At 39.8% G+C, this 18099-nt stretch carries 10 protein-coding genes; 3 read left to right on the forward strand and 7 right to left on the reverse strand.

Features of this window, described 5'->3' with window-relative positions; translation table 11 throughout:
- Positions 1-138: 138 nt before the first annotated feature.
- Both HMAT_RS17830 and HMAT_RS17835 read right to left on the reverse strand, forming a co-directional pair.
- Positions 139-1308 (reverse strand): PepSY domain-containing protein, encoded by a 1170-nt coding sequence (locus HMAT_RS17830; RefSeq protein ID WP_199768703.1) that lies wholly within the window; start codon positions 1306-1308, stop codon positions 139-141.
- The gene (locus tag HMAT_RS17835; RefSeq protein WP_104384212.1) at positions 1309-3639 is read right to left on the reverse strand and encodes a TonB-dependent receptor; all 2331 of its coding nucleotides are present in this window, start codon (positions 3637-3639) and stop codon (positions 1309-1311) included.
- A 293-nt stretch (positions 3640-3932) separates the two neighbouring features.
- Between HMAT_RS17835 and HMAT_RS17840 the strand changes: the two genes are divergently transcribed.
- Positions 3933-4838, forward strand: coding sequence for a glycerophosphodiester phosphodiesterase family protein (locus tag HMAT_RS17840; RefSeq protein WP_104384213.1), 906 nt, complete (start codon positions 3933-3935; stop codon positions 4836-4838).
- On the opposite strand, the gene HMAT_RS17845 is transcribed toward HMAT_RS17840, so the two are convergent.
- The 5 genes from HMAT_RS17845 to HMAT_RS17865 all read right to left on the reverse strand — a co-directional run bounded on the left by HMAT_RS17845 (position 4835) and on the right by HMAT_RS17865 (position 13037).
- The gene (locus HMAT_RS17845) at positions 4835-5260 is read right to left on the reverse strand and encodes a tetratricopeptide repeat protein (protein ID WP_104384214.1); all 426 of its coding nucleotides are present in this window, start codon (positions 5258-5260) and stop codon (positions 4835-4837) included. The two genes, HMAT_RS17840 and HMAT_RS17845, sit on opposite strands and share 4 nt — an antisense overlap.
- A gap of 102 nt (positions 5261-5362) precedes the next feature.
- Positions 5363-6910 carry a SusD/RagB family nutrient-binding outer membrane lipoprotein gene (locus HMAT_RS17850; protein ID WP_104384215.1) on the reverse strand — a complete coding sequence of 516 codons (1548 nt, stop codon included), beginning with the start codon at positions 6908-6910 and terminating at the stop codon, positions 5363-5365.
- 4 nt (positions 6911-6914) lie between these two features.
- Positions 6915-10097 carry a SusC/RagA family TonB-linked outer membrane protein gene (locus HMAT_RS17855; RefSeq protein ID WP_104384216.1) on the reverse strand — a complete coding sequence of 1061 codons (3183 nt, stop codon included), beginning with the start codon at positions 10095-10097 and terminating at the stop codon, positions 6915-6917.
- Between the two features lie 521 nt (positions 10098-10618).
- Positions 10619-12148: a sulfatase gene (locus HMAT_RS17860; RefSeq protein ID WP_104384217.1), complete on the reverse strand. Its 1530-nt coding sequence runs from the start codon at positions 12146-12148 to the stop codon at positions 10619-10621.
- 142 nt (positions 12149-12290) lie between these two features.
- Positions 12291-13037 carry a FadR/GntR family transcriptional regulator gene (locus HMAT_RS17865; RefSeq protein ID WP_233789435.1) on the reverse strand — a complete coding sequence of 249 codons (747 nt, stop codon included), beginning with the start codon at positions 13035-13037 and terminating at the stop codon, positions 12291-12293.
- 128 nt (positions 13038-13165) lie between these two features.
- On the opposite strand from HMAT_RS17865, the gene HMAT_RS17870 reads away from it, so the two are divergent.
- Together HMAT_RS17870 and HMAT_RS17875 are read left to right on the forward strand one after the other, a co-directional pair.
- A complete protein-coding gene (locus HMAT_RS17870) occupies positions 13166-16474 on the forward strand; it encodes a TonB-dependent receptor (RefSeq protein WP_104384218.1) in 3309 nt (1102 codons plus the stop codon).
- A 10-nt stretch (positions 16475-16484) separates the two neighbouring features.
- On the forward strand, positions 16485-18050 hold the full coding sequence (locus tag HMAT_RS17875; RefSeq protein ID WP_104384219.1) for a RagB/SusD family nutrient uptake outer membrane protein: 1566 nt from the start codon (positions 16485-16487) through the stop codon (positions 18048-18050).
- Positions 18051-18099 lie beyond the last annotated feature (49 nt).

The following is an 18099-nucleotide window of genomic DNA, read 5'->3' on the forward strand; positions in this document are numbered from 1 at the left end:
TTTTGTATGCCTGTTTTTTTTATGTGTAAATCCCGGGGTTAACTCTGTGGAGCTGTCGGTGTACATTTTTCCACATTATGTTGATAACTCTGTTAGTAACCTGTTTAAAACAAAAAATCTAGTTATTAACACTACTTGTTAACATAGTGTTGATAACCTTTTCCTCTTTTTTGCTTTCTTGCTTTTGTTCAGCCAGATAATATACCCTGTGATTGGCAGGGAAGCACAAAAAAGACTTATAGTAAACGCAATAATCTTTGTTGTTAAACCACCGATGCTACCGGTATGAATGTCATAATTGAGTGTACCAAGCTGATCGCCCAGTCGTAAATTTTCATCGGATTTGATTTGTTTTAAGGCAGCTTGTTTTTTGTCAAAATAGAGCCAGTCAAAAACACCGCTTCGGTTTTCATATCTTCTGATCTGGATATCCATTTCCTGAGCAGTGTCTTTTCTTAATCGGATGGAAAACATTTCGGCTTGCGGATAGTTTTTGAGGCTATAGTAGAGTGCATTGTCCTGAAATTTTTCGTAAGCTAGAGGGATCGGTGTTGGGACCGGTAGAGCTGTAGATGCCGCTTCCTGTTGAAAAAGATTGAATGTAGCGATATATGTCTTTTTGAATCCCGGAAATGCAAAAGCCAAACCTGTAATCGCAAAAGCCAGTGCAATAAAAAGGCTATAAAAACCAATCACATTGTGCAGATCGTGATTTAGGCGCTTCCATTTAACCTTCGTGTCTACCCAAAAGCTCCTGCGGAGATTTTTTCCTTTCCATTTTTTCGGCCACCACAATACGATCCCGCTTAATAGAATGACAATAAATAGCGCTGTGGACCAACTTACTAAGGCATGGCCATATTTTTTGCCCAATAGCAAGTTGAGATGAAGCTGTAAAACGAGCTGAAAGAACTCTGTTTTTGTGTTTTCAATCTCTTGAACCTGACCGGTATAAGGATTAATAAATATCCGTTTATAATACCGAAAGTAATTCCAATGCCCAAAAGCTTCTTCGTCTGTCTTTATGGCACGGAATATCCAGGTTCGATCTTTGGCAGGATAGAGGTCGACGCGGGTGATTTTCTGATCCTTTTCAAGACTGCTTTGGGCATTGCTCAATAATGTACTTAGCGGTAGGGGAGCGGTAGCAGTATCTGCCTGCGTTATATAGTACCTTTCAGGATAAGCCCATAGTTTGAGCTCATCCTGAAAGGTATATATACATCCCGTTAGGCTCAGGATAAATACGACAATCCCTGTGATAATCCCGAGCCATTTATGTAACCAGAGGATGCTAGACTTGATCATTTAAAATTTGTAATTGATATTAAAGGACGCAAGCATTCCTTGGCCTTTCACATATTCCTCATTTAATGCGCGATATTGACTTACGACCGGATAGTAATTTTTATTGAAGAGATTTTCTATACCCAATCCCAATGACCACTGTCTGTTGATCTGATAATTACCGTTTAAATTGAATAAATCGACAGCTTTAACCGGTCCCTCGCTGTTTTTGTAAGTGCCTTTTTCGTTTGGCATGAAACGATCGCGAGCACCGGTATGCACCCAGAACAGTTGAAAGGTCAATGGCTTAATCGGCGTATAATAGATGTATCCCGTAGCCTTGACCGGAGCAATGCGTGAGCCGTTGAGGTAAGATTTTGTACCATCATCTTTCTTTGATTTTCCTTCTACATAGGCGTATGTTCCACCTATAGTGAGTTGTGGACTGATATTGGCACTTAAGGCTACTTCATATCCATAGACATCTTCAGGAAGGCGTTGTGGCATGAGATAACCGCCAATGTCTACAAGTTCCACTCCCATTTTTGACGTACTGTAGTAATAGGAAGCGGATAGTTGGAAAATACTGTAATTACTGGAAAATCCAACTTCATAGTTATTGGTAATAATGGGATCTGTTTTTAAGCTATCCAAATCGTTGTCTGTCGCTCGACGGACGATACGGCCGAGTTCATTGATTGCAAAACCCTGTGAAAAACTCACAAAAGGATTGAACAAGGAATATTTATTATACCGCAGGCCGGCATTGAAGGTTGCTCCCTTGTAGGGGATTTTTCCTCCTTTTACAGCAATGCTGCCTTCATTATTGGGTCCAGTAGCAATGGTATTAAAATCTTTGATCCTGACTGTTGCATTTTCATAACGGACTCCACCTTTGAAAATTAGATTTTCGAGGAAATCAATTTTTACCTGGGCATAGGGAGCAATATTGAGCATATTCATATAAGGAATATAAACCCTACCATCGGTCAGATTTTGATCTGTGACATCATTCAGCAAATCAATTCCATAGGTGATATCAGCGTTGGAACCCAATATTTGAAATGGCGTATTGAGATTGATGCGTAATCCTTTTTTCTCTGAGTTGATCTGTGTCTGGCCTGGACCATACCATGCTGATGCTTTCTCCACGTAACGATTCATGGATCGGAATGTGTTATAATAGGCGGATGCAACCAATGAAGTCGATGAAAAAAGATCATTTTTTGTATAGGTTAACATCGCATTGTGGTTGTAGGGAGTGCCGGCTGGTTTACCCGGGTCTTCGCCTTTCACACCGATGGTTGGCGTTTGTCCATAAAGGCCGGTTTGACTTATGTATCTATTGTGCTGGTTGCTTCGATAAAAATTGTACACAGCCGATAGATTTGAGCTGCTATCGATGGTATAACCGAGTTTGAGAAATGCGTTGTATTGATAGGTGTTGGACAGACCGTCGGTTTGACCGAGCGCTGTTCCATCGCCATCGCGTTGAAGACCCACATAATCCGCTGATCCGCTAACGGTGTAATCCCAGCTGTTTTTTCGGCCATACAATGTTTGAACGGCACGATAACCCAGCGTTCCGGCACTGTTTATGGGATTGAAGGTTGTTCTCAGACTGGTAATTCCTTGAATAGGAGCTGAATCTTTTGCGGGTTTGCGTGTGATGTAGTTGATGATCCCGCCAGCTGAGCCATTTCCATAGATGGAGGTTGCTCCTTTGATTACTTCCACGCGTTCGATAACACTAGGGTCGATGGTGCGTAGATCGCGCTGTCCATTCATCAATGGTGTAGATTGTGGGATTCCATCTATTAAAACCAATACAGATCGCCCGCGTAAAGTCTGACCTGAATTGGTTGCTTTATTGGTAGCTGTACCCAACCCCGGAATTGTATTGCCAAGTATGGTCGAAAGATTGGTGCTGATCTGGCTTTGCGCTTCGATCTCTTTTGTTGTTAAAATGGATACCGAGGAAGGGACCGTAGAGATACTTTCGGCTTTACGACTGGCGGTAACAATGATCTCGTCTAAAGTCTGTGTTGCATTTAACTGAAATAGGATAGGACCACGGACCGTATCTAAACGCACCATTTTTTCAAGGGGCGAGAAACCGGTATAGGAAACACGAAATTGAAGCGGGGTATTCGTCGGTACTTTAGGGAGATGAAATTGCCCCTGCTGATTTGAGTAGCCAATGTTTTTTCCATTGAGTTTGATATTGGCTTGGGCCACGGGTTGATTTTCTATATTTTTTACAAGGAGAGATAACTCCTGTGCATGTAACTGAGTCCCGAGAAGGGCAATGGTTCCTGCTGCGAACATCGTATATCGTGTTCTATTCTTCATGGTAGTTTATTTAGATCAAATATAAATTGATGCAAATATAGAATATTTAATTTTTCTTCATCTAAAAAAAGCTGTTTTTTTCGCTTATTAATCTATTATAGTGGGCTATTTCCCTCACACAATCTCCGACGATAAATCGCAATTCAATTTAGAGCGTCTTTCTTGATCACTGTGAATATGGATAAAAAAGTAGTCTATTTTCTTTTCTTTATTTTGAGTATATATTTTGTTTACAATTTATTGATATAGGATGGTTATTTTAGCACTTCATATTTCTATAATCACATAGGTCGATGGCAGCTTCAGAATACAATTTTATACAGTTAAAAACGATTTCTGTATTTCTATTATTATTTTTCTCTGGTTTATCATATGCTAACGTTTTAGCGCAAAGCAATCATGGATTGAAGTTCGAATCTGTAGAAGCCATGCGTGCGTATTTTAGATATGTCAAAGGAAAAAAAATCATCAGCGGTCACCGTGGAACGATAGAAAATGGCCTTCCTGAAAATTCTATTGCGGCATTTGAGGCCGTGTTACGAAAAACTCCGGCAATTTTTGAAATAGATCCGCGCTATACGAAAGATAGTGTTGCGGTACTGCTCCATGATGCAAACTTGGAACGGGTGACTAATGGGACAGGAAAAGTATCAGATTATACTTGGGCTGAACTGCGTAAACTTCGTCTGAAAGATCATGCTGGAAATATTACCGATTATCCTATAAATACCCTAGATGAAGTTATTGAATGGGCAAAGGGAAAAACCATTTTAAATCTCGATAAGAAAGATCTACCGCTGTCGGCAACCGCAGCTATGTTGCGAAAATACAATGCTTATTGTTGGGTTTGGGTAACCGTACATAATGTTGAGCAGGCGGCCTACTATTTGGCTCAGAATCCGGATCAGTATATGTCTATGCATATCAAAGATCAGTCAGCCTTAGCTGAATTTAAAGCTTCGGGATTACCCTATGACAGGATGATTGTCTATATAGGCCCTGAGCTAAAAGAATCGAATGCAGAAATGTACCGCTTTTTTAATGAAAAGGGAGTCATGTGCATGATTTCGTCAGCTTCTACCTACGACAAGCTGACGAGAAAGGATGAACGGCAGCAAAAATATCGGGCCATATTTGCCGAGGGAGCATCTATTCTTGAATCTGATTTACCCATGGAGGTAGCAGATGCAATTGATTAATCTAATTCGACATTATCAGCTAAAAAACGAAAATAGCTTGGTGATTCCTCTTCAAAAATTTCCTTTCCTTCCATCATATATGCTCGGAGCAGATATTCTTGTGCAGATTCGGTATTCGCTGTTTCGAGGTAACACTGCCCTAACCGTAGCATGATAAATGGATTTTCATAAGCATTTTCTATGATATTGCTCTTGGCATTTTCAAAGTGGGTAAGTGCATTTTCGAAGTCGTCCTCCAAGAAATAAGCATCCCCAATAGAGGCTTCGAGCCAAAGACTTTCAGCGTGGACATTTTGTGGGCTAGGGATTAGATTGAGTGCTTCAGTCCATACCCTAATCGCTTCACGAAAATTCTCTTCGTCGCAAAAGGCATTGCCTTCTTCACTCAATTGGTCGATTTTATCTAATGTTTGGTCATCCATGGGATTACTTCTTAATGGTCTTTACGAAGTTATGAAATAAATGGAAAAAAAAACACCTGAAATCTTAAACTTCAGGTGTTCGAACGGTTAAAAAATACTTTTTTATTTATTCCACCATACTTTGGTGTTGATCACATCATCTCCTTGTTGTGCAAGGGCTGCTTGATAATTTGATTTATTTGTACTTTGTTCCTTTAGTGGATATACCAAACGACTTGGTATGGCTTCTCCAACTTCGGGATTAAAGGTATAGGTGACCGGTTTGCCATCGACAGTTCCGCTCCAAGTAACATCTCCTTTTTTTATGAGAAATAATGGATAGCCTGTTCTTCTGATTTCTGACCAAGCTTCTATGCTTTGATTGAAAAGTGCCAGATATTTTTGAGAGAGTACATGCTCTTTGGTGGCGGTTGGAAGTTTGCTGATGTAGCCATTAATATCCTCTTGCGATACCCCCCATTTTTCCAGGGAAGCTCTGGTACCTTTCTCATAATTAGCTTGATCCCAATTGTTGTTTTCTGCTAAGATAAATGTTACTTCGGCGTATTCCAGAAGGACTTCGCCATAGTCAGCCGCATTAATCGCGTCACCAGGTAAAGATATTTTATCTACCGGGAAGAGATTTCCGGCAGATAAGGGCAGTCCGTATGGCTGGCCGAAATAGGTATTTCCTGATGATGTTGGTTTTGCGAATTTAGACAAGCGCGGGTCTGCAATTTTAAAGGGACCGCGTGTACCTTGAAGGGTTTCAATAAGTACATTTGAAACGGCAAAATCTTTCCGGTTGGCCGTCACGGTGGCCCGGAAAAGTGGAGCTTCATTGGGTGAGGTCTTCGAGTATTTAAATACTGCATTGTCATTATTGGAAGTGAAGACTCCTTTTGCGATCGCATCGGCAATATGTGTGGCTGCCAAAGCCGCATCCTTTGATTTAATGCGATTGGCTACCCGCAATCGTAGTGAATTGGCAAATTTTGCCCAGCTAGCATTATATCCTTGGTAGATAATATCTGCGGATCCAAAAGTCTTAACAGTTGGGGATTTAAGAAGCGTATCTGCGGCTTGCTGTAGTTCGTTGAGAATATCTTTATAGATTTTCTCTTGACTTGCATATTTGGGGGTTAAGTTGTCAGGATCTTGTTGTAAGGCTTCAAAATCAGGATCTTTATTTCCGTAAGACTCATAAGGAATATTTCCAAATACATCGGTCAACGATTGAAATGCATAAGATTTAAGAATTCTTACAATCGCGATCTGATTAGCATTGGTGCCAGCTGTTCCTGCCGCTGCGATCGCTTTGGTGCTTTCGTTGGTATTGAGTTTGATAATATCATTTAAGTTGTTCAGGGATTTGTATGTTGCAGTCCAGTAGTTATCAGAATAAGCCGTCGGTATCTGGTAGCGGGACTGATCACTATAGATATTTTGGCTGAAATACTGCGCAAACAGTTGTGCACCGCGAAGACTTACCTCCTCGCTACGTAGCGCATTGACCAATTGTTTTTCAGCTGTAACCAATAAGGTGGGCGTGGGGACCGAAGCTGGACGATTGGGATCGGTATTAATATCAGCAAACTTAGACTTGGAACATGAAGATGCAACAAGGGAAATTCCAATTACTGTTGTATATAGTATATTTAATATTTTCATTTTTTTAGAATTTTAGATTCACATTAAAACCATAGGTAACTGGCAACGGAATTGCTCCGCCTTCGATGCCTTGTACATTACCACCGCTAGATGTGAATTCAGGGTCGATGTATTTACTTTTGGTATAGATATTCCAAAGGTTACGTCCATATGCATTGACGCCAATGTTTTTAACAATTTTTGAATTTGTTAATTTAAAATTATAACCCAAGGTTACTTCTCTTAATTTTACATATGTTGCATCGAAGATTGAAAATGTCGTTGGGCCATTGTACTCATTGCGCGCCCATTGCTGTGCTGTGATATTGGTCGTGTTTTGTTGAACGTTCTCAACGGTATATGTACCATCGCTGTGGAATGTCACATCGCCTTTGACACCATCCAACACAGCACCTGTTTCACGAATGTTATTGGCCGCAGTTTTGTCCAAGATGCCGGAATACATACCAACTTTATAGGTTTGGGAGAAGAATTTTCCACCAACGCGACCTGAGACCAAAAATCCTAAGCTAAAGTTCTTGTAGCGGAAGCTGTTTTGGATACCAAAGGTGAAATCAGGCAGAATGGAACCTAAAGGAACCAATTGTGAGGTTTTCATGTAAGTTCCATCTGCTTGCACAATGCGTTGTCCATTTGCAGCGTACACAAAGTCATAGCCTAAAAATTGTCCATAAGATTCGCCTTCACGTGCTACTAATTCAACTAACGAATTACTTAAACTCAATGTATTTACCTGATCGTCTAATTTGATTACTTTATTTTTGTTTTTGGCCCAGTTAATTGTGGCATCCCAAGTGAAGTTTTCATTTTTGATTGGTGTACCATTAAGAACAATTTCAAGACCTTTATTATTAATTTTTCCAGCATTAAATACTTTGCTTGCGTATCCAAAAGACGAAGATACAGGGACAGGAAGGATTTGATTTCTTGAATTATTGTTGTAGTAGGTTATATCAAATCCTAAACGATTTTTGAACAATTGCAAGTTCAGACCTGTTTCCCAAGAGCTGGTAATTTCGGGTTTTAAATTAGCATTTGGTTTAATGCTCGGCAGGCCATAGGAAGCTTGTCCTTCATACGATTGCTCCGGTTCATAGACCTTATACAGTTGATAAGGATCTGTGTCATTCCCAACTTGAGCCCATCCCAAACGTATCTTTCCGAAACTTAGCCAATCCAATTGTTTAAATGCTTCTAATTGGCTGAAAACAAAACTACTTGTTAAGGACGGATATATAAATGAGTTGTTATCTGTTGGTAATGTTGAAGACCAGTCATTGCGCACTGTTCCATCCAAGTATAGCAAATCATTATAGCCCAAAGAAAAGCTTCCATAGACAGATGCAATGCGTCTGTGATATTTAAAGTTGTCAATTTTGACTGAATTGGCATTTTTTAAATTATAATAATTTGGAATAATCAGACCACCCTGTGTAATGGCGTAGTCTTGCTTGCGCTGTTGATCACGAAGATTGGCTCCGATATTTCCAACCAGAGAGAATTGATTCCAATTTTTTTTGGCAGTAGCTAAAAATTCGTAATTGTATTCGTTCAGTTTATTACTTGTCTCTTCATATTGTGAAGCGCTGCGAGAGTATACAGCGATGCGGTCCTGGGATTGAAACGAATAAATATCGCCATGTACTTTAGCTCCTAAGGAAAGCCAGCTGTTCAAATCATATTGTAATCCAATATTACCATAAAAGCGATCTCTGTTATCCTCCATATATGATTCATAAGCTGACCAATATGGGTTGTCAATAAAACGTGTAGCTTCATCTGTTGGTATATTTTGCCAGCCTGTACGGTTCCAAGCTAAGGGAGTTCCATCCTCACGCTTGTAATTTTCCAATATTTTGTAATCCACTTGCACTGCTCCCCATTGGAATGCCTCGAGAATAATATTTCTGTTGGATGCACCTGTCCATGGGCGGCCTATAGATGCGTTACGGATGTAGTTAAAATTAGAATTAATTTTCAATTTGCCTAGCTGTGTGCCTCCCGAAAAGTTAAACGTATTACGACCTAAGCTAGAATTCGGAGTTGTTCCTTTTACATTTTTGTTGGTATAGGAAAATCGGTAATTTGTATTTCCACTATTTCCGGCGATAGCGAAATTATTGGTATTCGCTACACCAGTCCGAAAGAAATAGCTTACATCATTTTTTGGATAAAGCCATGGCGATGGATTAAGATAATTGGCTTCGTCTTCAGGGTTTAAATTATACCACTGTAGGACAGGTGTACCGTCGAGTTTGGGTCCCCAGCTTTCATCTGCAGCATAGTCTACAATTTTATAGTCTGTGCCATTGATATTTTGAGTTTGAAAAACAGTGGAGTAACCCTGACCGTATAAATGTTGTCTTTTTGGAAGTCGGACAATGTTTTCAAAATCAACGCCGGTATTTAACGATATATCTATCTTCTCCCCCTTTGATGCACGCTTTGTGGTAATTAATATAACACCATTAGCAGCTCTGGAACCATACAAGGCGGCAGCTGACGGACCCTTTAATACGGAGATGTTATCGATATCGTCAGGATTGATATCTTGTATCATATTACCAACATCTTTACCTGCGCTACCATTGATTGTAGATGAAGAGTTTAAATCGGTGTTGTCAATTGGAGTGCCATCAACAACATACAACGGTTGGTTATTGCCCGCAATTGAATTTATACCTCGAAGCAAAACATGAGATGATCCGCCCATGTTACCGCCGGATGTAGTCACTTGAAGACCAGCAACTTTTCCAGAGAGTGCACTGAGCGCATTAGTGGGACGAGTTTGAAGTTCAACAGATTTGACTTCTTGGACTGCATATCCTAATGATTTCTTTTCACGAGAAATACCTAGGGCTGTTACAACAACTTCATCTAGTTGGGAACTTGTCGGTGAAAGTTGAATAGTGGTAAGTCCACCCGGATTGGTTTGAACAGTTTTAGAATCAAAACCAATAAATTGAACTTGGATACTGATGGAACTTCCGTTTGAAGATAATTCAAATAGACCATTTGTATCCGTTTGCACCTGTTTTTTGCTTATTGTTTCTGTAATAGTCGCGCCCTGAATAGGATTATTGTTATTATCGACTACTTTACCTTTTATGGTGGATTGTGCGTATAGTGTGCTAGAGCTTAAACAAAGCGCAGCCATTACGACAAAATCTATGTTATTTTTTGCCATATTAAATAATTAATAATGAGTTATTATTGTCTGGTTGGAAGGGTTATCGGAGACATTTAATAATTACCTGGAAAACATCTCCTTGTGACATTCGTTTTTCAAGCATTGGTAGATAGTTTAGTTTCATGTGTTAAAAAAAGTTAATGCAAATATATAAAATCCACCTGATAACTATACTTTATTTTTCGAATTTTTGTAATAAAAAGGTCAGAATGCTTGAACCGAATTCATAGGCATGGAAAATACATTCAGTATAATGATTGAACACCAGCGAAGTACCATTATTGTATAGGCTACGTATGGATTAAGTATTGACTAAGTATTCCTAAAGTATCTCTATGGCTAGCTTGGGTAGTGAGAAGCTTCTACCTGATTCATGTTAAAATTGTATTCATATGCCCCTTCAACTATGGATAACCCATAATGCAGCGGGATGAAGTGGCCAATCTCTTGCTTCTCAAGGGGGAGAAAAAGTTCCAAAACAAGAACGGGTATCCATCAACGAGATACCCTGTTCTTGTTTAATGATCGATGTTTACCTTATAAATCGCTTCGGCCTCTTTATCATCAAATTTACGCATCTGTGTGACAAGTTTCTTTTTCATCATTTTGAGAACACTTTTATAAGCTGGATCCCGGTATACATTGTGGAGCTCATGGGGATCTTTTTCAAGATCGAAAAGTTCCCAGTTTTCGACACGTTTGTAATAGCGGATCAGTTTATACCGATCATCCCGGACGCCAAAATGAGGACTCACAGCGTGTTCTCCATTTTCAAAATAATGATAAAATAGGTCTTTGCGGTGCTCTTCTTTTGTATTTTTTAGCACGTGAACAAAGGATTCTCCTTGCATATCTTTCGGTTTTTTAACAGATGCGAGTTCCAACAAAGTGGGGGCGATATCGGCGTTGACAACTTTAGCATCGATGGTTGAATGTGCGCGCAATAATGTTGGGTATCGCATGACCATTGGTGTACGAAACGATTCTTCATACATCCAGCGTTTATCAAACCAGCCATGTTCACCCATATAAAACCCTTGATCTGATAGGTAGATAACGATTGTATTTTCACTGAGCGATTTTTGGTCCAGATAATCCAATACTTTACCAATATTGCGATCCATAGACTGTGCAGTATTGAGATAGTCTATCATGTAACGCTTAAACTTCCACTCAGCAAGCTGTTTGCCCGTCAGGTGACGTTGTTTTAGCTGTTCGTAAATTGGTCGGTAATAGATAGTGTAACTGTCTTTTTGTGCTTGATCCATTCGTTTAAAATTATCATCAGTCATCATATCTTCCAATGAGTTGAACATCTTGAGATCATAACCCATTTTCATATCCTTGTCGATTGACATTTCTTGTTGCTTGGCTGCGTCGCGGGTGTCGTAGTTGTCGTAGAAAGTTGATGGTAGATCAAAGCTGATGCTGTCATAAGTGCCGAAATCCTTCGGGTCTGGCATCCATGTTCGATGAGTTGCTTTATGGCCGATGACCAAACAAAAGGGTCTGTTGGAATCTACCGTATCCAACCAGTTAATCGCTTTTTCGGTTACGATATCAGATACATAGCCTTCGGTACGGTTACGTCCCTGTTTACTAATAAAATCCGGATTGAAATAGGTGCCTTGACCTACCAGGATATCATAATAATTGAACCCCTGTAATTTGTCGCCTAGATGGATTTTACCTACCCAAGCCGTATTGTAACCTACATTTTGCAGCTGCTTGACAAAAAGGTCCTGACTAAAGTCGAATTCAGAGGTTTCATTGTCCTTAAACCCATTTTTATGGCTGTATTTACCGGTTAACAACGTTGCGCGGGATGGACCACAGATGGAATTGTTGACAAATGCATTTTTAAATATAGCCCCCTGATCTGCTATGCGGTCTATCTGTGGTGTTTTTCCGTATTCGGAACCATAGGCGCCAATCGCTTGATAGGCGTGGTCGTCCGATATAATAATAAGGATATTGGGTCTTTTCTGCGCTGGAGCATATTTATACAATGACAGCGTAAGTAAAGTGAATAAGAGTTTTTTCAGCATTGACAGATTTATAAGGGTTAGGGTTACCTCATAAAGGTAATGATTATTATGTATTACATAAAATAATTTAATAAAAAACCATAGCCTATACTGAGGTATCCGTAGATGGATCTCTTATTTCTTAAAATAGGAAGAAAGTAGTTTATCCAACAGATTTTTTATATAGAAAAAGCCTTTGGTAATGGTTATCCAGATGCTTGCGCATCGCATTGCGAAAAACCTCAGCATTGCCAACTTTCAGTATATCCACTAATCCGCGGTGTGAGATAAAACTTTTTGATTCACTCGGACTGGTTAATAAGCCACTAATGTGTACATATTGAAAAACAGGTAATAACATGTTCTGGAAATCTTTGAGAATAGTATTACCGGTTATTTCATAGAGCTTTCCATGGAAGGCAACTTCTGTTTCAATATCAAAAATTGTATTATCTGCATTGACGGGTTCTTTTGCTACGATAGCTTCCAGCTCCTCAATATCTTTTTCCTGTATATGTTCAAATAATATATCGGCCATGCCCACCTCTAAAATCATACGCATTTCAAAAAGATCCTGTAAAGTCTTATTCCCCATAATCGTAGGATAAAGGGATTTCCGCAATGGCTTTATAAGATCAGGACTCGTGAGCACCGCACCCCGATGTTTCTTGGAGTCTACTAATCCAACCATACGCAATCTCAGCATCGCTTCACGAACAACTGTACGGCTTACGCCAAGTGTTTCTGCTAATTCGATTTCCTTGGGCAATGCATCCCCAACTTTTAAACCTTGGTTTACAAAGAGATTGATAATCTCTTTCTCTGCACGGTCTACTAAGGAAGAGGTATCGAGCGTGTTAAGATGATCTATGAGTGAAGAGTTTGATTCCATATGTAATTTATGACGCATTAGGCGCCTTTAGACAAAGATAATTAATAAAAATCAATAATATGTAATACATAATTATATTAAAATTTGTTTTTGATGTTTTTTAATCTATATATTTGCATATATGTAATACTTAATACAAAACCAATATGTATTCAAACCTAAAATTACGATCCCTTCTAGCCTTGTCTATATTGACAGGTAATCTGCTCTTGGCGCAAGCACAAGACCATGCGGTAAAAGGGAGAATCACTGATGCCAAGACAGGAGAACTTTTGGGGAAAGTCACTGTTAAAGTCAAAGGAACAAGTCAATCCTTGCAAACAAATGCTGATGGAACGTTCGCTGTTAGCACAAATCCTAACACAGTCTTAATAATTACATCAACAGGTTATAAGTCCTTTGAGGTGAAAGTTGGGCAAACAAATTTACTGGACATTAAATTAGAGCCCAGTACGGAGCTGATGGATGAAGTCGTCGTGGTGGGCTACGGTAAAATGAAAAAATCCAATTTGACTGGTTCTGTAAGTAGGCTAGATAAGAAGGTTCTGGAAACTGGTGTTCGTTCCAATCCTGCCTCTGCTTTAGCCGGTACCGTACCCGGTATCAGGGTGCAACAAACTTCCGGAAGACCGGGGGCTGTTCCTAAGATTGTCTTACGTGGTGGAACAGATTACGATGGTAGTGGTACTCCTTTAGTCATTGTCGATGGTATCATCCGGGATGGGTTTAATGATATCAACCAAAATGATATTGAATCAATAGATGTGCTCAAAGATGCTTCTGCAACGGCTATATATGGTGCAAGAGCTTCAAATGGGGTGATTCTTATCACGACAAAACGTGGAAAAGAGGGGGCATCCAATATTGTTGTTCAGTCAAAAATTGGCATCAATAAACTGAATAACCCTTTTAATTTTCTAAATGCCAAAGATTATCTATACTGGTCTAGAAAAGGAGTGCAAACTTCCGGGATTTACCAGCCAAATCAGCTGAATCAATTGTCAGCTGTGGGGCCTTTTGGAACGGGTAACAAGTTTAAGGATGATCAAGGAAATTATCTTGACGGTAATGTTAGCAGTAATGCCGTATGGAGTACAATGTATCTGGATGATAGCAATCGTGAATTGCTACAGCAGGGCTGGCAGACAATGATTGATCCCATAACAGGTAAAGAGTTGATTTTTAAAAATTTTGACTATGAGGATTATGCGTTACGGAAAAATAGTTTAACGCAAGACTACAATGTTGCTTTACAAGGAGGGACACAAAAGGGGAGTTATTATGCCAGCGTAGGAAAGTATAATGAAAAAGGATTACCAATCAATACGTTTTATGATCGAACAACCTTCGTTTTAAATGGCGACTACAAAATCAAACCTTGGTTGCAATCTAATTCGAATGTGAATTTTGCGTATACAAAATGGAGAGACGCAATCAACGGTGAAGCGAATTATATGACCAGGGCATTGGGGGCTCCTCCCACGATGCGAGGTACCAATATGAACGGAGATTTGTTGGTGGGTCGTGATTGGCAAGATGGTAACCCTCTCGTCAATGATGACAAATTTATTCGCAAGAATATCAATCAAAAACTGACCTTGGGACAGGCTTTCACGGTTGATTTTTTGGATAACCTGAGTTTAAGGGTCAGCGGTAACTGGTTCTTTAATCAAGAAACAAATGAATCGTTTAATAGAGATTATCTGGCGAGCCCCGGCAATTATGTTAGAACGCGCAATTCGGGCGCATCTTATTACAAAAATTTTAATCAAACGTACAACGCGGTATTGAACTACAATACGACGATTGGTGAAGACCACCATATTAATGCAATGTTGGGCTCTGAATTTTTTGATTCGTATCGCACTAGTTTTTCCGCTTCGGGGACAGGCGCGCCAACAGATGATTTTATGGATTTGGGATTGACCAGTCCGGAGGCGAATAAGCGAAGTATAGATTCTTATCATGATCGTCAGCGTATCACATCGTTTTTTGGTCGTGTCAATTATGATTATCAACAAAAATATCTGATGACGTTGACAGCACGCCGCGATGGATATTCCACCCTTTTGAATAACCGATGGGGAACATTCCCGGGAATCTCCGTAGGCTGGAATTTGCATAACGAAGAATTTCTGAAGGATTACATTGGTTCGGGTAAGCCAGTTAATACCTTGAAATTAAAAGCGAGCTATGGTGAAAATGGTAATGTGGATGCTGTATTCAAAGGTCAAACAACAAGAGATTCGTATATTTTACAAGGTGCCTACGGTAGTTCAAAATACGATGGTGCGGTAGGTTATACGATGACATCCTTGTCCATTCCCAACCTGAAATGGGAAAGTTTGAAGACGAAAGAGATCGGTTTGGAAACCAGATTGTTTGACCGTTTGGATCTAACCTTAGCCTATTACCATAGAACGACAAAGGATAAAATTGCGACATTGACCTTGCCACAATCGGCAGGTTTCCGTACAATTCGAACCAATAATGGAGATATGTCCAACCAAGGTGTTGAAGTAGATTTAAATTATCAAATACTACGTAACCATGACTGGAATTTGAGTTTTAATTGGAATATCGCTTATAATAAAAATAAAGTATTAAAGCTTCCTTACAATGGTGTGGCTAATAATCGTCAAGGCGGAATCCAGGTTTATGACCCGGTTTCAAAGGAGTTGACTTGGGTGGGTGGAACCCAGGAAGGTCAAGATCCAAACGTTGCCTATGCTTACGAAGCGGTTGGAATCATTCGGAACCAAGCAGACTTAGATCGTTACGCAGGTCAATTGAAAGATTTGATCGGCGCGAGAACACTGGTTCATCCGGATGCTTATAATGCATTGTCAGAAGATCAGAAGAAACTGTATTATCCGCTTGCGTTGGGTGATGTCATGTGGAAAGATGTCAATGGGGATGGAATAATAAATTCGTATGACCGTGTATATATGGGCAATACTGTACCGCGTTGGACAGGAGGTTTTGGAGCAACACTAAGCTACAAGGACTTTAGCCTATATACACGATTGGATTATGCTCTAGGTTTTGTTGCTTATGATGGGCCTAGAGCCTGGTTTTTGGGCATGATGCAAGGAACCTTTAATACGACAGATGCGGTTTTCGATACCTGGACAGCAGATAATCCAAATGCTAAATATCCAACCTATTATTGGGCGGATCAACTATTCAAGAACAATACCAGCCGTGAAAGCAGTATGTTTTATAATAAGGGGGATTATTTGGCATTGCGTGAGATTTCTGTAGGATATAAACTGCCAAATACCATTGCGCAAAGGATCAAAATGGAGGGAATGCGAGTTTCACTGACAGGCCAAAATCTCCATTATTGGACAAAAAACACACTGTTCTCGGCGGAAAGCGGTAGAGTAGACCAAAACAGCGGTGGATATCCTCTGCCCAAGACGTTTATTTTTAGCCTTCAATTAACCTTTTAATCGTTAAATTATGAAAAAGATATTTTTTTATTGCTGTGTTATCATTGCGGCAATTACATCTTGTAAAGAAATTGATCTGGACATTACCCCGGAAGATTATTTTGCAAATGGAAGTTTCTGGAAAAGTAATGATCAAGTTGCCGGAGCGATGTTAGGACTGCATAGTCAATTGCGTGGCCAACAGCAGAACTTGTGGAGCTTGGGTGAACTGCGGGCTGGAACGTTAAGGGATGGTACCAGTTTTACTGGAACTGCGTCCCTGAACTCGGCCGGGATAATTACGCAAGATATTCGGGAAAGCGCACCTGGTATAACCGGATGGGCGGGCTTATATAGCACGATATTTCAAGTCAATAATTTTATTTATCAGGTAGAGAAAGCTGATTATTTGACTGATGCTCAAAAAGGGTATTATTTGGGGCAGGCTTATGGCATGCGCGCATTTTACTATTTTTATCTGTTCAGAACTTATGGACGGGTACCGCTGGTGACGGAACCTCAAGCTGCGGTAAATACGCCAACATCAGCAGATCAGGCGTATAAAGCGAGGACAGGCACGGAAAAAGAAACCTTTGATTTTATCAAATCAGAGATAGATAAATCTGAAAAATCATTTTCAGGAAATTATGAGACAAAAAATCAAAAAGCGCAATGGTCTCTTGCAGCAACAAAAATGCTGAAAACGGAGGTTTATCTTTGGTCAGCAAAAGTGAGCATAGATGGACAATCTCCAAAAAATACCAATTCAGATTTGCAGCTGGCAAAAGCTGCCGTGGAAGAGGTCATACCTAAATATAATCTGATCAACAATTTTGCTGATCAGTTTAAGTCTGCCAGTATGCCTACGATGAAGGGAAATGCTGAGATGATTTTTGTCATTCGATATTTAAATGGTGAGGCTACTTCCTTTTTTAATAATTTTATTTATGCTGCCAGTGACGATATTACCGGATATATGGATGATAACGGCCAAGTAATTCCTAAAGATCCGCTGCAAACGGGATCCACCGGATTGATCCGTTACGAATATAAAATGGATTTGTACAAATTATATGAAAAGAAGGACAGTAGAGCCAATGCTACATTTCTAAACTTTAATAAAGGAAATACATCGGCAGTTGTATTTATAAAGTTCATGGGGACCTTAATTGATGGAGTACGCAATTATTCGGATGATTATCCTGTTTATCGTGTGGCGGAAGCATATTTATTATTGGCAGAGATCAAGAATAAATTAGGTGAGGATCCCACCGCTGAAATTATGGCGGTTCGAAACCGTGCTTATGGAGGGTTGGCCCCTGCGTTTATCAATGGCGGTTTTGAAGCAAATGAGCTCGCAATTTTCTACGAGCGTACCAAGGAATTTGTGTCGGAAGGTAAACGATGGTTTGATTTAAGGAGAATGCAGGATGGAAATGGACTGCCACTGGTATTTCGTAAAAATCTGAATCTGGTCGGCGTTTTAGATAATAATGATAACCAAAAACATAAAATTTTGTGGCCGATTGATTTACAGACTTTAACAGAGGACCCTCAGTTAAACGATCAGCAAAACCCCGGATATAAAGGAACTTAAACCAATAATGGACCGTCTTAATTTTAAACGGATTAATTGAAGTAAGGTA

Origin of the sequence: Sphingobacterium sp. HMA12 (assembly GCF_002933815.1) — a bacterium.
Lineage (GTDB): Bacteria > Bacteroidota > Bacteroidia > Sphingobacteriales > Sphingobacteriaceae > Sphingobacterium.

Coding starts and splice junctions, on each gene's coding strand:
- HMAT_RS17830 (WP_199768703.1), bottom strand. CDS start 1,308: ATGATCAAGTCTAGCATCCTCTGGTTACATAAATGGCTCGGGATTATC.
- HMAT_RS17835 (WP_104384212.1), bottom strand. CDS start 3,639: ATGAAGAATAGAACACGATATACGATGTTCGCAGCAGGAACCATTGCC.
- HMAT_RS17840 (WP_104384213.1), top strand. CDS start 3,933: ATGGCAGCTTCAGAATACAATTTTATACAGTTAAAAACGATTTCTGTA.
- HMAT_RS17845 (WP_104384214.1), bottom strand. CDS start 5,260: ATGGATGACCAAACATTAGATAAAATCGACCAATTGAGTGAAGAAGGC.
- HMAT_RS17850 (WP_104384215.1), bottom strand. CDS start 6,910: ATGAAAATATTAAATATACTATATACAACAGTAATTGGAATTTCCCTT.
- HMAT_RS17855 (WP_104384216.1), bottom strand. CDS start 10,097: ATGGCAAAAAATAACATAGATTTTGTCGTAATGGCTGCGCTTTGTTTA.
- HMAT_RS17860 (WP_104384217.1), bottom strand. CDS start 12,148: ATGCTGAAAAAACTCTTATTCACTTTACTTACGCTGTCATTGTATAAA.
- HMAT_RS17865 (WP_233789435.1), bottom strand. CDS start 13,037: ATGCGTCATAAATTACATATGGAATCAAACTCTTCACTCATAGATCAT.
- HMAT_RS17870 (WP_104384218.1), top strand. CDS start 13,166: ATGTATTCAAACCTAAAATTACGATCCCTTCTAGCCTTGTCTATATTG.
- HMAT_RS17875 (WP_104384219.1), top strand. CDS start 16,485: ATGAAAAAGATATTTTTTTATTGCTGTGTTATCATTGCGGCAATTACA.